The following is a 15,648-nucleotide window of genomic DNA, read 5'->3' on the forward strand; positions in this document are numbered from 1 at the left end:
AAAATAGAAAAACCCCCTTTGTTTTAAAAACAAAGAGGGTTTTTTACTATATTAACCTTCTAATAAAAGATCATAAGGATCTTCAATCATCTCTTTAATGCGGCGAAGGAACTGCACTGCGTCTTTTCCATCAACAATACGATGGTCATAGGATAAAGCAATATACATCATTGGACGAGCTTGGATCGTATCGTCCGGCATTACTTTCGCGCGTTTCTCAATATTGTGCAATCCTAAAATACCGACCTGCGGAGAGTTCAGAATCGGTGTGGAAAGCATAGAACCAAAGATTCCGCCATTCGTAATCGTAAATGAGCCACCTTGAAGGTCGTCCAATTGAAGTTCTTTGTTACGAGCTTTTTGAGCCATGTCCATAATGCCTTTTTCAATTCCGGCAAAATCAAGGCGATCTGCATCGCGAACGACTGGGACAACTAAACCTTCATCAGTAGATACGGCCATACCAATGTCATAGAATTTCTTCTTGATAATTTCATTGCCTTGAATCTCGGCATTAATTAATGGAAATTCTTTAAGAGCACCGACAGCTGCTTTTGTAAAGAAAGACATAAACCCTAGCTTTACATCATGCTTCTTCTGGAATGCTTCTTTACGTTCGCTGCGCAGCTTCATCACATTCGTCATATCTACTTCATTAAAGGTTGTGAGCATCGCTGAACTTTGCTGAGCATCAACTAAGCGCTTCGCAATCGTTTGACGGCGGCGTGACATCTTAATGCGCTCGACCGGCTTATCAAATTCAGTCTTTTCGCTGGACTCTTTTGCTTTTTTATCTTGCTTAGGAGCTTCTTTCTTCTCTTCCTTCTTACTCTCCTTATCACTTCCGCTTGCCGCCGCATCTACATCCTCAGGGCGAATTCTGCCTAGTGGATCTTTTGCCGTGATTTCACTTAAATCAATTCCTAGTTCACGAGCGCGTTTGCGAGCTGCAGGTGTAGCGACTACATCATTTTTAGATCCTTTTTGCTCCGTTGACTCTTTTTTATCTTCCTGTTTATCTTGCTGCTTATCTTCTGCTTTTTCTTCCTTATCTTCTTTTGATTCTTCTTTCTCTTCTTCTTGTTGCTCTTCTTCTTGCTCTGAAGCCTCTTCCTCAGAAGAACCTCCAGCTTCCCCGTTCTCATCGACTTTAGCAATAACGTCTCCGACTTCGACGTCATCCCCTTCATCTTTTAATATTTCAGCGAGTACGCCGCTCGCATCAGCATTCACTTCTACGTTTACTTTATCTGTTTCGAGCTCAAGGATGGGGTCACCCTTTTCAACTTGATCACCTTTTTTTACTAACCACTCGGCGATCGTACCTTCTGTAATGGATTCAGCTAATTCAGGGACCTTGATTTCCTTCATGATTTGTTTCCTCCTTTAGACAACTGTAGCGCTTCATTAATGATTCTTCTTTGTTCTGTTTTATGAATATTTGGTTCACCTACAGAAGGAGATGCACGATGTGGTCTGCCAACATAACGGTGAATCTGTCCTTTTTCCAGCATGCGGTGCAGAATACCTTCGACAAAATACCAGCTTCCCATATTCTGTGGTTCTTCCTGCACCCAAACAAGTTCTTCTAAGTTTGGATATTCTGATAAAATCTCTTTTAAATGCTTCGTTGGGAATGGATAAATTTGTTCCACCCTTACCGCATCTAAAGTTTCAAAGGATTGATCTTCCATCTTCTCGACAGCGTCTTCAATTTCAACCATAATTTTACCGCTGCCTAGCAGCAATGACGTCACTTTGGACTTTTCTTTTTTCGTTTCTTTCGTCAATCCAGGCTGACGTAAGATTGGCTGAAAATTTAATTTACTAAACTTGCTGCTGTCCGTCGCTACTCGTTGATTTCTTAACAAACTCTTCGGTGTCATCAGCACAAGAGGACGAGATTCCTCTTGATCATTGATCGCTGCTTGACGTCTTAGGAGGTGGAAATATTGAGCTGACGAAGTTACGTTTGCGACCGTCCAGTTGTTCTCAGCCGCTAACTGTAAGAATCGTTCTAAGCGGGCACTGGAGTGCTCCGGACCTTGCCCTTCATAACCGTGAGGAAGCAGAAACACCATATTAGACTTCTCTCCCCACTTCGCCCGGCCAGCAGCAACAAATTGGTCAAAAATGACTTGTCCTGCGTTAGCAAAGTCACCGAATTGAGCTTCCCAAATAACTAGGGCTTCTGGTGCTTGTACACTATAACCATATTCAAAGCCAAGTACGCCTGCTTCTGATAATGGACTGTTATAAATATCAAACGAAGCTTTTGCTTGTTCAATACCATGAAGTGGACAATACGTTTCATCTGACTCAATATCATGGAGAACTAAATGACGGTGAGCAAAAGTTCCTCGCTCTGTATCCTGACCAGTGATTCGAATTGGATTTCCATCTTCAATAATGGACGCAAAAGCTAGTGCTTCGGCTGTTGCCCAATCTACCTTATTGCCTTCATCCAGCATATTGCTGCGTTTCTGAAGAATTTTCTCAAGCTTTTTAAACCCATTAAACCCTTCAGGACGCTTCAATAGTTCTTCGTTTAGTTTCTTTAAACGATCTAAATCAATCGCTGTAACGATTTCATCTAACGGCCGTTCTACTCCGCCAGGACGATCTTTCACATCCGCTTCTTTATTTTCATTTTCTTTCATATTATTGTAAATTTCACGCAGATTCTTTTCTACATTATCGAACATTTCTTTAAGTGTACCCTCTTCTATCGTACCTTCTTTTATAAGGCTCTCTTCGAAGTGATGGGACACCGTAGCGTGCTCATCAATTTGTTTATAAAGTAATGGCTGCGTAGAACGCGGTTCATCCATTTCGTTATGCCCGTATCTACGGTAGCCGACAAGATCGATGAGAATATCCTTTTTAAATTTCTTTCGATATTCATAAGCTAGTGATATCGCTGAAAGACAAGCAATTGGATCATCTGCATTTACATGAACAATCGGAATTTCAAATCCTTTTGCCAAGTCACTAGCATAACGAGTGGAACGGCCATCACGACGATTCGTCGTAAAGCCGACTAAGTTATTCGCAATAATATGAATCGTCCCGCCTGTACGATAGCCTGGCAAATCTTTCATATTTAAAGATTCAGCTACGACGCCTTCTCCAATAAAGGCAGCATCTCCATGAATAAGAATGCCAAATGCTTCTTCTTCATCAAGCTGCGCGTATCCAGGCTGCGTGCGATCATCCTGTGCCGCTCTTGTAAAGCCTTGAACGACTGGGTTTACGTATTCTAAGTGGGATGGATTGTGACTTAACGTTACTTGAGTAGATGATTGTTCACCATTACCAATCTCACGGTGAGCACCAAAATGATATTTTACGTCACCTGTCCAACCATAGTTAATTCCTGTTGAACCTTCTGATGGAATCAATTCCTTATCCGGTGAATGGTGGAACTCAGAAAAAATACGGTCGTATGGTTTCCCTAAAACATGAGCCAATACATTTAAACGCCCACGGTGAGCCATCCCCATCATAATGTTGGAGATTTTGTCGGAAGATGCAGCTTGAACAATGTGATCAAGCATCGGTACCATCGAATCGAGTCCTTCGATGGAAAATCGCTTCTGCCCAACAAAAGTCCTTGCCAGGAAATTCTCGAACCCTTCTACAGTTGCTAACCTTTTAAGTAATTGTTTTTTCTCTTCATTCGTTAAATTGACTTGAAATTCAGATGAATCAATTCTATTTTGCAGCCACTGTCTTTCATTCTCGTGACTTACATGATCATATTCAAAGGAGATTGTCCCAGCATACCTCTCCTTAAGGGTGCGTACCACCTGAAGTGCATTGTCTAGTTTCACAGGTGCATCCGGCCATACCAGGTCAGCCGGAATGTTTTTTAAATCCTCTTCGCTTAATCCATATCTAGAAATCTCTAGCATATTCGTAGGTGCTCTTTCATTGCTTCCTACGGCGTAAATTTTTGCATCGAGATGACCATGACGTCGAATAGCCTCAACAAGTTTAAATGCTGAGGTTACTTTTACCATATCTACAGATGAGGTTTGTGCCGCTCCATTTGTCGCCGAAGAAGCAGGTGCACTCATCCACTCAGGTGCTCCATGCTCATCAAACAATTCTTTCAATGTTGAATCTACAGACTTCGGATCTTTTTCATATAATTCATACTGTTCTTCAATATAGCCCATGTTAGGACCGTGAAATTCTTCCCAAAACCTTTCGTTGGCACCTTGATTAGCCACGTCAAATACCTCCAAGTAGTTGTTGTCTAATGCTGGAACGTAAACGTTTGCAAACACACTTACTATTATAGAGTTGAAACGTTATGAAATTCAACATTTATCGCTTTTTTTCTTTTTCTGGATTTTCCCCTCCATTATAACAATAAAGACGCACCGATTGGTACGTCTATTTCACTTTTTTCAGAAAGTTATACACCTTTCTTACTCTTCGTCTTCAAGGACTTGATACGCCGACTCAAATAAAGTGAGCTGACTATCTACAAAAGAAGCGTCCCCTTCTTGTTTTACATAATGATACTTTCCCTCAGCATCTTGTTCTCTAGCTTTTACATTATCGTTTAAAAACAACTGCAGAATTTCAATTAGTCTAACTTTAATGTGATGATCATATACAGGAAACAATAATTCTACTCTTTTCACCATGTTTCTAGTCATAAGATCAGCCGATGATAAGTAGACTCTTTCTTCTCCGTTGTGGTGAAAATAAAAGATTCGGCTATGCTCTAGAAATCTACCGACAATGCTAATCACTCGAATGTTATCACTAACCCCTTCAATTCCAGGGCGTAAACAACAAATCCCGCGTACGATAAGATCGACCTTAACGTTTGCTTGTGAAGCTTCGTAAAGCTTCTTAATAATCTGCTTATCCGTGAGCGAGTTCATTTTTGCCACAATATGCCCATTCCCATGCTCTTTTTGAAACAGAATTTCCTCATCAATCTTCTGAATAAAATCATTTCTAAGATCAAAAGGAGCCATCGAAATATGGTGATAATCAGGCTTTTCCGTGTAGCCGCTCAAATAGTTAAAGAAGTTCGTAGCATCAATGCCAAACTCATTATTCGTTGTAATCAAGCCCATATCTGTATAAATCTTTGCTGTTTGATCATTATAGTTCCCTGTTCCTAGATGAACGAAACGCTCAATCGTGTTTTCCTTTTTTCTAACGACGAGTGTAATCTTACTATGCGTCTTTAAATAGGTCATTCCGTAGATCACGTGACAGCCCGCTTTCTCTAACTCCCGAGCCCACTGCACATTATTTTCTTCATCAAAACGTGCCTTCAACTCAACCAGGACGGTCACTTGTTTTCCGTTTTCAGCCGCCTCTTTCAACGCTTTAATAACCGGAGAGTCTCCACTTACACGATATAGCGTTTGTTTAATAGCCAGAACATCCGGATCTTTTGCCGCATCTGCTAAAAACTCCACAACTGGTTCAAATGACTCATAAGGATGATGTAGAAATATATCACGATCCAAAGCGGCTTCAAATAAGTCTTCCCCATTTTTAATATCACGCAGCGGTTGAGGAATTAACTGTTGGTAAACTAACTCCTCCTTTTCATCTGCCAGTTCTTTATAAAAATCAAATAAATAACTTAGATCCAATGGGCCGTCTGTGATATATAAGTCATCTTCATGAATTTCTAATACACTTAGTAAAAAGCGCACCATTTTATCATCAAGCTTGCCTTTACGAACTTCCAGTCGTACCGCTGCTCCCCACTTCCTTTTTTTCAACTCTTTTTCAATCTCTCTTAACAAATCCCGCGCGCCTTCTTCATGAATCGTCATATCCGCATTCCTCGTAATTCTAAACTCTGTGATTGTTTTCGCTCGATAGCCTTTGAACAGTTTTTCTGCAAAATGGCTGATGACGTCTTCTAATAAAATGAATTGGGAGGAGGAAGGAGCCTTTAATTCTACAAAGCGTGAAATAACAGAAGGAACCTGAACGATCGCCGTTTTTTCCGTCTGATCGTTTAGATCAATTTGATCTTCTAACACGACAGCCAAATTGATCGTTTTGTTTAAAAGTTTTGGGAAAGGACGGTAGGCATCGACAGCCATTGGGGTTAAAACAGGAAAGATCTCCACTTCAAAATAATGTTCAAGTTCTTGTAATTGATCATCGGTAAGGGCATCGATTTCCGTAATCTCAATTCCTTCATTCACTAATTCAGGCTTAATGGCTTGATACGTATCATATTGACTTTTCACGAGACCGTGATTTATGAGAGCGATCTCTTTAAGCTGTTGTTTAGGGGTTAAGCCGGCCTTATTCTCTGGCTTATTATAACCGGCTTTTACTTGATCCTTTAGACCTGCGACCCTAACCATAAAGAATTCATCTAAATTTGAGGAGAAAATGGCTAAAAACTTAAACCGCTCCAGCAATGGTGTTGTCGTATCTTTCGCTTCTTCCAGTACACGTTCGTTAAACGCAAGCCAGCTCAGCTCACGATTATTGTAATACCCGGGATGGTTTAAATTTCTAATACCCTCGTCTGTACTCATTGCCTACTCCCCTTATGACAGTGGTTTCTAAAACAATCGTACTACGCGAATTTTGTCAGCAAACAAAGTTTACGTTAAGTTTTTGTAAAAATTTCAACTGTCCTGCAATGCTACAAATGATAAGCTGATTTTGCTCTTTAACGCTTTTTCTAAATGTTTCTTTTGTTTTTCTCCTTGATATTCTTCAGGCATAAAATCCTTATTACAATAGAGAGTAATGGTGATTTCCTCATTCTTCCTATCGACTTCTAAAGATTCTATTGTGGATCTGCGTGTACTATCAAGGCTGTAGCAAAACTTTAGAAAAGCACCCAGCAAACGAATATGCTTTCGTTCTTCCTTAAGAAACCACGTTTTATACGGATTAATAAATTGCTTAAACACCGTTTTATTTTTAAAAGAGGCCATTAATGCGAGCTTTAAGCGGTCAATGTGCATTAAACCATCGATCGTACGGTTTGCTAATAAGTAAAACGTGTGCTGCGCACTTGCTTCGTCATCAATATATTCCCCAAGATTAAAGACATAACTCGCACGTTTAACATTTGACCAGTCTTCCTTCTTTAAAGAGCCAATTCCCTTTTCGTGAAACTGAGTAAACAGCTCTTTAGCTAAATGTTGCACGTGTTGGATTTGCTTCATATTCAACTCATAATCATTGATAAGCTCTTGAATGCTCTCTTCAAGAACGTTTGGAAACAGATGGGTGCCCATACCTTTAGTGAGCTGCTCATAAAATACACCATCCCTTAAACCTTTACGGCTAAGGATAAAACCGTCCGCTCGTACCGTATCATATAAGCTATGAAATACTTCTGTAGCCGGGATAATAATATCCGCTCGATCTTTTGACAGACCCTCTACTTTTTGCAATTTTTTCATGGATAACGTAAGCAAATAATTCTTAATAAATGAAAGGTCACTATCGAGCATTTTATATTGATGAAGACCAGCTAAAGGATATTCTTTGAGGTTCTGATCAATTTGAACAACATTCCTCGCGCCGCCTCCAATCCCAACCAAAGGGACTTTTTTGCCATTTAACCACGACAGCGTTTGAAAACTGTCTTTTAAAAATTGACGTAAGTTCGTCATCTCTTCTTCAGTAGGAAGATCTTTTTTAAAGAAGCGCTGTTTTAGTGTAACGGCTCCAAACGGAAAGCTATGCGAATGAATAAGTTTGCGATCTTTAAAATACGTAATTTCCGTACTTCCTCCCCCGATATCCACGGTGAACCCTTCCGTTAATGAAGTAGAGTTCACTACAGCTAAATATCCATAGAACGCTTCTTCTTCTTCAGAAAGTATTCTCATATCAAAACGAGTACGTTCCGTCACTTCTTCAAGAATCTCAGCTTGATTAACTGACTGGCGTATGGCCGCCGTAGCCACACAAACCGTTTGTTCCAAATCGTATGTAGCAAGTACTCCTTCAAAGCTTTTCAATGTATCTAGCAGTTTATCAATCCCGTCTCTTGAAAGCTCTCCTTCTTCTTGCAAATAGGTGCTCAGCCTAGCTACAGCTTTTACGTTTTCAACTTCTCGAAGTCTTCCGCCTTTATCTCTCAAATAAACAACTAAACGGATCGAGTTTGAACCAATATCGATGATGCCATAGTACTGTTTCGCCATTCGTTCCACCTGCCCTGCATTTTTGCACATTATAACATAAAGGGACTCTAGACCATGTCTAGAGCCCCTCTGCATGTAGAGAAATCACTTTCTCTGGATTTCCATCTTTTCATTCAAGAATACAGCAAAAGGCTTCGGGAAATGGATCGCTTTCCATGGGCGTACGGTGAGCTTCCTCGGGCTTTGCCCTCGGTGATCTCACCATGTACGTTTCTCCCATAGGAGTCTCACCATTTCCCTTCGCCTTCTACCCAGTCTAATTTTCTTTCAGGGGACAAATTAACTTTGTTGCAATTTCAAAGTGTAAAAATTCCATACGTTATGCAGACACATGATTTTAGGAATACAGGAACGACCCAGGTTTACATCGAATACACAGCAGAGCAATGATTATACAATAATTCCAGAATCTTTATTGTAAATGAAGATTCGCGGCGTCCCGGTTTTATAACTGTTCAGCCTTTTTCCCAATTATCTAAAGGAAATCAAATCTATCTCAGGTTTAGCGGTTTAACAGGCTTCCCACGTATTTTAATAACTCGTTGGCAGAAGTGGAATTGTAGCCATGTTCATCTACAAGGGTAGCGACCACCTCATTGATCTTCTTCAGCTGTTGTTCATCTGGAGTCTTCGTTGACGTTGTAATTTTCACGATATCTTTTAAGTCAGCAAATAGTTTCTTCTGAATCGCTTCTCTTAAGCGTTCATGGGACTGATAGTCGAACTTCTTCCCTTTTCGTGCATAAGCTGAAATTCGAATGAGAATCTCTTCACGGAATGCTTTCTTCGCATTTTCTGAAACGCCAATTTGCTCTTCAATGGAGCGCATAAGTCTCTCGTCTGGATTCATCTCTTCACCCGTTAATGGATCTCTAAGCTTCGTCTTATTACAATAAGCCTCCACGTTATCTAAATAATTATCCATCAGCGTAATCGCTGATTCTTCATAGGAGTACACAAATGCTTTCTGAACTTCTTTCTTCGCCAGGTCATCATACTGCTTACGAGCAAGCGAGATAAACTCCAAGTAACGCTCTTTGTCCTCTTTCGAAATCGAAGCGTGACTATCTAACCCATCCTTGAGTGAACGAAGCACATCCAGTGCATTAATCGAAGTCATTTCTTTTTTAATAATCGTAGAAGAAATTCGGTTAATCACGTAACGAGGATCAATCCCATCCATACCCTCATCCGAGAATTCTTTTTTCAGTTCTTCCACATCTACATCACTAAATCCTTCGAGTTCTTCTCCGTTATATAAATACATCTTCTTCAAAAGATCAATCGATGCTTTTTTCGATTCTTTCAATCGGGTAAGCACGGTGAACATCGCAGCAACCTTTAACGTATGAGGAGCAATATGAACATCCCGTATGTCACTTTCTCTAATCATTTTTTCGTAAATTTTCTCTTCTTCCGTTACTTTTAAGTTATAAGGAATTGGCATGACAATCATTCGTGAATGAAGAGCTTCGTTTTTCTTATTTGCAATGAAAGAACGATACTCTGCTTCGTTCGTATGGGCCACAATGAGTTCATCAGCAGAGATTAAAGCAAATCGGCCAGCTTTAAAGTTACCTTCTTGCGTTAGACTGAGGAGGTGCCAGAGAAATTTCTCATCACATTTTAAGATTTCCTGGAACTCCATTATGCCTCTGTTCGCTTTATTTAGTTCTCCGTCAAAACGATACGCTCTAGGATCAGATTCAGACCCAAATTGAGCAATGGTTGAGAAATCAATGGAACCTGTTAAATCAGCGATATCTTGAGACTTTGGATCGGAAGGACTAAATGTCCCTATACCGGTACGTTTGTCTTCAGAGAAGAACACTCTCTCAACAAGTACATCTTCAATTCGTCCACCATAATCCTGTTCTACACGCATCGTGTTTAATGGAGACAAGCTGCCTTCAATTCGAACCCCATACTCTTCTCTAAATTCATCTCTTAAATGGTGCGGAATCATATGGAGCGGGTCTTCATGCATTGGACAGCCTTTAATTGCAAAAACGGCCCCTTTGTCTGTATAAGAATACTTTTCTAAGCCACGCTTTAATAAGTTAACAAGTGTTGATTTACCTCCACTTACAGGACCCATTAATAGTAAAATTCTTTTTCTAACATCTAACCTGCGTGCAGCTGGATGAAAGTACTCTTCCACTAGTCTTTCCATCGCTTCATCTAATCCGTAAATGTCTTCGTCAAAGAAAGAATATTTCTTGTGATGCGACCCTTCCTCAACTCCGGCTTCTGTAATCATATTATAAACACGAGAATGAGCAGACTGAGCCAAGTAAGGTTTGTCTCTTAATAGCTCTAAATAATCCCTAAAAGTTCCTTCCCACTTCAATTCCTCTTCATGTTCGCGATGATCTTGTATTCTTTTAATAATATCCACTCAACGACCTCCCTCGTCGTAACTAGCAAATTTAATACATCCTATGCGCAGGAGATTGGAAACATTCGTAAAGGTACAAGTTACTTTTGTAACAAGCTATACCGCAAACGTATATTTGCGTGATCGCGCAAGACAGCGCAATAAAAGCGTTTTCCCTTATTATTGGTGCTTCCTTACTTTGACACCGTATAGTCCCCTTGTTAGAATTGTCTTGACTATTTTAATTGAATAAAGGATTACTTATGGAAAGAAGGTCAAGTAAATGGAAACATGGTCCTTTGTTGATTCTGGACATTTGTCGCCAGCCTTAAATATGGCGTTAGATGAAGCCTTGATGAATTGGCATAGTGAAGGGAAAGTCCCTCCCGTGCTTCGCTTTTATGGGTGGAAACCCGCCGGGCTTTCAGTGGGATACTTCCAAAAAGTACAAGGCAGGATTGACCTCGAAGGTGTTAAGAGAAATGGTTATGAGCTAGTAAGAAGACAGACCGGTGGACGGGCTGTTCTTCATGATGATGAATTAACATATAGTATAATTGTTTCAGAAGACCATCCCCAAATGCCCGCTTCCGTAAAAGAAGCCTATCTCGTTCTTTCTCAAGGGCTGCTTGAAGGGTTTAAAGAGCTTACTATTAATGCTGAATTTGCTATCCCTGAAGAAAAGTTAAACTCTACAGGATCAGCCGTTTGTTTTGAAGAACCTTCATGGTATGAATTAATTGTAGATGGAAAGAAAGCCGCTGGAAGTGCACAGACGAGAAAGAAAGGCGTGATTCTTCAGCACGGCTCCATCCCCATTAATGTAGATGAAAATAAGCTGTTTGATATGTTTATTTACAAGAATGAACGCATTAAAGAAAGAGCCCGCAAATCTTTTGCAGATAAAGCCATAGCAATTAACGACATTATTGATCAGCCTGTGGATTATCAAACGACGCGAAATGCATTTAAAACAGGTTTTGAAAAAGGATTGAATATTGAACTGCAGCCTCTCGAAATTAGTGAAGGCCAGTGGAAAGAGATTTATGAACTTTCTGAGAAAAAATACAGCAGTGACGAGTGGAATTATTCTAGATAATAAAAGGAGACGATACAAGTGGCAAAAAAAGACGAATACATACGTAAACCCGATTGGTTAAAAATTAAGATTAATACCAATAAATCCTATACCGGCCTGAAAAAATTAATGCGTGAGAAAAAACTTAATACGGTTTGTGAAGAAGCACGCTGTCCAAATATTCATGAATGTTGGAGTGAACGTAAAACAGCCACTTTTATGATTCTTGGCGATACGTGTACTCGCGGCTGTCGTTTTTGCGCTGTAAAAACAGGTTTACCAAATGAATTAGATTGGGGAGAGCCTGAACGTGTAGCTGAATCTGTAGAAATCATGGGATTAAAACACGTGGTTGTTACTGCTGTAGCACGTGATGACCTAAAAGATGGCGGAGCGGCTGTTTTTGGTGAAACCGTTAAAGCCATTCGCCGACGTGTCCCTGGATGTACTGTTGAAATTCTTCCATCCGACATGAAAGGGGACTATGATAGTCTTCATACACTCATGGGCGGGGAACCAGACATCTTCAACCACAACATTGAAACTGTGCGTCGTCTAACGAAAAAAGTGCGTGCCCGTGCGATGTATGACCGTTCCTTAGAGCTATTGCGCCGAGTAAAAGAAATTCGTCCAAATACACCAACGAAATCCAGCCTTATGGTCGGACTAGGTGAAACGAAAGAAGAAATCATTCAAGCTATGGATGATCTTCTTGCTCACAATGTAGATATTATGACGATCGGCCAATACCTGCAGCCAACGAAAAAACACTTAAACGTGGAGCGTTATTATCACCCTGATGAATTTGAAGAGTTAAAGCAAATTGCGATGGAAAAAGGATTTAAACACTGCGAAGCCGGTCCTATGGTTCGTTCCTCCTATCATGCCGATGAGCAAGTGAATGAAACTTCCGCTCAGCGCCGTATTAAGTATATGCAAGGCTATGAGTCTCAAGGCGAAACACTAGATAAAACAACATTTTAATTATTATAAAAGCCACCTTTATAAGGTGGCTTTTCTCAGCTTGTAGAGAAACCTCAGTTTTCTCTACAAGCATTTTTTACCTTAGGAATGTAAAAGTTTCTTGCGTTAGGAAGAGGAAAGGGTTTTAGGAAAGACCACGCAGGACGCAGGACGAGGAGGATTTTCGTCATGCCCCGCGGAAATCGACTCTTTTTCCAGTTCCTGTTCTTCATACAAAAAAGAAGGAGCCGTGTACTCTCATGTCCACAAGTCGTCCAAGCTTTTTCGACAGCCTGAGAAAGCCACCTTTCAGGGTGGCTTTTCTTATTCTTCTTCGTCTTGTTTTTCTTCATTTTCTTCTTCCGGTTCTTCTGGTTCTTCTCCTTCTTCCTCTTCTTCCTCTTCGCCCTCGTCCACTGCGCCGTCATCTTGTTTTTCCTCATCAGAGTCAGTTTCTTCTTTCTTATCTTCCTTTTCTTCTGCAGGGGGCTCTTCTTCAGTAGAATTAGTAGTCTTCTCAGATTGTTGTTCCTCATTCGTACCTTCTGATGAAGATGAGTTAGAGTTAGAACTAGAGGAGGAAGATTCTGTTGCATTTGATGAATCTGAGGAATTCGATGAACCTGAAGAACTCGATGAGTTGGTTGAACTCGACGGAGTAGAGCTGGGACGGCTGGGAGAGGTTGGAGGTTCTGGCGCATAGGCTTCCTCTTCAGCATTTTCAATATATGTAGACTCCTCTGTCGTGATCGAACCATCAGGGTTAACCTGTTCCTCTGACTGCTCGTCTAATTCTTCACCTTCCTCCAGTTCTTCAGCTACTTCTTTTTCTAAATCATCAACCTCATTTTCAGGAATCTTTCCTTCAATTTCCTCTTCAGGTAACTCCTTTTCTTCTGGTTTTTGACTTTCAATTTGTTCAAGCGTTACTTCAATAGGATCACTTTCTTCTGCCTGGCTCGACCCACATGCCGAGGCGAATAGGAGAACAGCACCAGCGGCGAAGTAACCTATGGCTTTCTTCATCCACACCAATCCTTTCAAAATAGAAATAAATATGTAAAATTATGTCGTATTTATTTTACCAATTATACCATACTCTACTTATACAAAAAGCTGTGTTAAACGAAGATGTCGATATTCTATTGTTGACTAGGAATCCAGTAAATCACATCCGATTTACCACCCTAAGCGTTAACAGATCTACAGAAAAAAGACCGTCAGGAGAGACGGTCTTTATTTTACCAGTAATAACCTCCATAAGGGTAATAAGGAGGCGGCGGACCAGTGGGGCCGTAATAAGGAGTTGGTGGATAATAGCCTCCACCTCCACCATAAAACGGTGGAAATATGGCGCTTCCTAATAATCCTCCTAAGAAGCCTCCCACAAAAGGACCTCCGATAAACCCTCCGAAAAAGCGGTCATCTTCATGATCATATCCGTAAGGTTCCAGGATACGCATATCATCTTGCATGTCGTACGAATAAGGCAGCATGTCATCCCTCCATTGCAAAGCGGGTTCTTTACCTACATTTCAACATATGTCCCGATCCTGGGTCGTGTATGGGCGAAAAGCTCGAACTTTTTAATTAATAACTGCCAAACAATTCACATCAACCTAAAAATGGGGTATAATAACAGTCATCAATGCTTGTCTGTTCAGCTATTAAAGGAGGCCGCTATACATGAAATTAACTTTAATTATTTTAGTGTGCGTAACATACTTAGTTTCGATTTTTTCTGCTGGCTACGATGTAAAGCCAGGTCGTCCAAGAAAATAGTCCATAACAAAAATCGCACCTCTTTAGAAGAGGTGCGATTTTTTCAGCTAGTAGAGAAACCTTAAAGAGTGTAAATTTCCTTGCATTAGAGAGAGTAATGGTTTTAGGAAACGACTCCCTTTCCGCGAGCGAATGGTGTGCCTCCTCGGGCTTTATCAGCCCTCCGGGGTCACACCTTATTCGTATCTCCCTCAGGAGTCTCGCCGTTTCCTAAAACCTTTTTTAAAGTAGATTATTAGAAAAAACCACTTAATCAAGCTGTGCCCTTATGTTAACAGCGTTTGCAAAAGGGCATTCACTCTACGAGGGTTTCAAGATTCCATTCTGGTCAAAGGAACGGAAAAAGTGCCGACTCCTGCGGGACGAGCAGACAGGAGAAGTCCCGCAGGTCGCAGACCGAGGAGATTTTCCGTCTTGCCCCGCGGAAAGCGGTGCTTTTTCCTGTTCCGTTCTCCATACTTATATGAAGTACTTCTTAGCTGTTTCGACAGCCTAAAAAAAACATCTCTTTTATAGAGGTGCGTTTCAGAACATGAAAAAGATTGTCTTCCATCTAGCCAGAGTGAGCTAGGTGAAGGAGAGTCTTTTTCTATCTTAAAGAAATTCCAAGGAGCGAGGCCCCTTCCACTCCTGCGGAAGAACGAGTGAGCCGAGATCGCCGAGCGTGGGTTTCGCGAGGAAGCTCGGGCGCTCGTCCGCGGAAAGGGAAGGGGCTTTCGCTCCTGACGACAAGAAGAAAGCTTGCGGAGAAACAGGGGTTTCTCCACAAGCTGGTTTTTCACTTAATTAATTGAGGAAAACCTTGCTGCTTTAATGCATCAAAAAGAATAATGGAAGCTGTGTTTGCTAAATTTAAAGACCTTACCTTATCGGTCATCGGAATGCGAAGGCAGCGATCTTCTAATCCTTCTAACAAATGCTTAGGAATTCCATCCGTTTCTCTGCCAAAAACGAAAAACCATTCTTGTTCTACATCGCTAAAATCAAAATCAGCATAGGATTTTGTACCGAAGTTCTCTATATAAAAGAATTCGCCGGCTGGATATTTTTCATACAGCTCATCAATCGAATCATAATAATGAATCGTAACATCATGCCAGTAATCTAAACCAGCTCTGCGCAGCATTTTATCATCTGTAGAAAACCCTAGCGGGCGAATGAGATGAAGCTGTGTGTTTGTCGCTAAGCAGGTACGTGCAATGTTCCCTGTATTTGCAGGAATCTCTGGTTGAAATAATACAATATGATTGGACATTCTTCTCACCTCGTTCTCTACG

General features: G+C 40.8%; 10 protein-coding genes. 2 read left to right on the forward strand and 8 right to left on the reverse strand.

What is annotated here, in order from left to right; translation table 11 throughout:
* Positions 1-51: 51 nt before the first annotated feature.
* From odhB to prkA, 5 genes are all read right to left on the reverse strand, one after another.
* Positions 52-1,371 (reverse strand): 2-oxoglutarate dehydrogenase complex dihydrolipoyllysine-residue succinyltransferase, encoded by a 1,320-nt coding sequence (odhB, locus tag IEV27_RS07175; RefSeq protein WP_188376739.1) that lies wholly within the window; start codon positions 1,369-1,371, stop codon positions 52-54.
* The gene (locus IEV27_RS07180) at positions 1,368-4,181 is read right to left on the reverse strand and encodes a 2-oxoglutarate dehydrogenase E1 component (protein ID WP_229734971.1); all 2,814 of its coding nucleotides are present in this window, start codon (positions 4,179-4,181) and stop codon (positions 1,368-1,370) included. Before IEV27_RS07180 ends, odhB begins: the two co-directional genes overlap by 4 nt.
* Positions 4,182-4,436: 255 nt before the next feature.
* Complete coding sequence (locus IEV27_RS07185) at positions 4,437-6,539, reverse strand: RNA degradosome polyphosphate kinase (RefSeq protein ID WP_188376741.1); 2,103 nt, start codon at positions 6,537-6,539, stop codon at positions 4,437-4,439.
* 93 nt (positions 6,540-6,632) lie between these two features.
* Entirely contained in the window at positions 6,633-8,171 is a 1,539-nt protein-coding gene (locus tag IEV27_RS07190) for a Ppx/GppA family phosphatase (RefSeq protein WP_188376742.1), read from the reverse strand.
* A 502-nt stretch (positions 8,172-8,673) separates the two neighbouring features.
* Entirely contained in the window at positions 8,674-10,569 is a 1,896-nt protein-coding gene (gene prkA / locus IEV27_RS07195) for a PrkA family serine protein kinase (protein WP_188376743.1), read from the reverse strand.
* 262 nt (positions 10,570-10,831) lie between these two features.
* On the opposite strand from prkA, the gene lipM reads away from it, so the two are divergent.
* Positions 10,832-11,647, forward strand: a complete 816-nt coding sequence (lipM, locus tag IEV27_RS07200; RefSeq protein WP_188376744.1) for an octanoyltransferase LipM — start codon at positions 10,832-10,834, stop codon at positions 11,645-11,647.
* An 18-nt stretch (positions 11,648-11,665) separates the two neighbouring features.
* Positions 11,666-12,610, forward strand: coding sequence for a lipoyl synthase (gene lipA, locus IEV27_RS07205; protein ID WP_188376745.1), 945 nt, complete (start codon positions 11,666-11,668; stop codon positions 12,608-12,610).
* 303 nt (positions 12,611-12,913) lie between these two features.
* On the opposite strand, the gene IEV27_RS07210 is transcribed toward lipA, so the two are convergent.
* The 3 genes from IEV27_RS07210 to trmL form a co-directional block, all read right to left on the reverse strand.
* Positions 12,914-13,615: a hypothetical protein gene (locus IEV27_RS07210; RefSeq protein ID WP_188376746.1), complete on the reverse strand. Its 702-nt coding sequence runs from the start codon at positions 13,613-13,615 to the stop codon at positions 12,914-12,916.
* A gap of 215 nt (positions 13,616-13,830) precedes the next feature.
* Positions 13,831-14,085 (reverse strand): hypothetical protein, encoded by a 255-nt coding sequence (locus tag IEV27_RS07215; RefSeq protein WP_373868070.1) that lies wholly within the window; start codon positions 14,083-14,085, stop codon positions 13,831-13,833.
* 1,064 nt (positions 14,086-15,149) lie between these two features.
* The gene (gene trmL, locus IEV27_RS07220) at positions 15,150-15,626 is read right to left on the reverse strand and encodes a tRNA (uridine(34)/cytosine(34)/5-carboxymethylaminomethyluridine(34)-2'-O)-methyltransferase TrmL (protein ID WP_188376747.1); all 477 of its coding nucleotides are present in this window, start codon (positions 15,624-15,626) and stop codon (positions 15,150-15,152) included.
* Between the last annotated feature and the right edge of the window lie 22 nt (positions 15,627-15,648).

It is taken from the genome of Halobacillus andaensis (assembly GCF_014636475.1).
GTDB lineage: Bacteria > Bacillota > Bacilli > Bacillales > Halobacillaceae > Halobacillus_A > Halobacillus_A andaensis.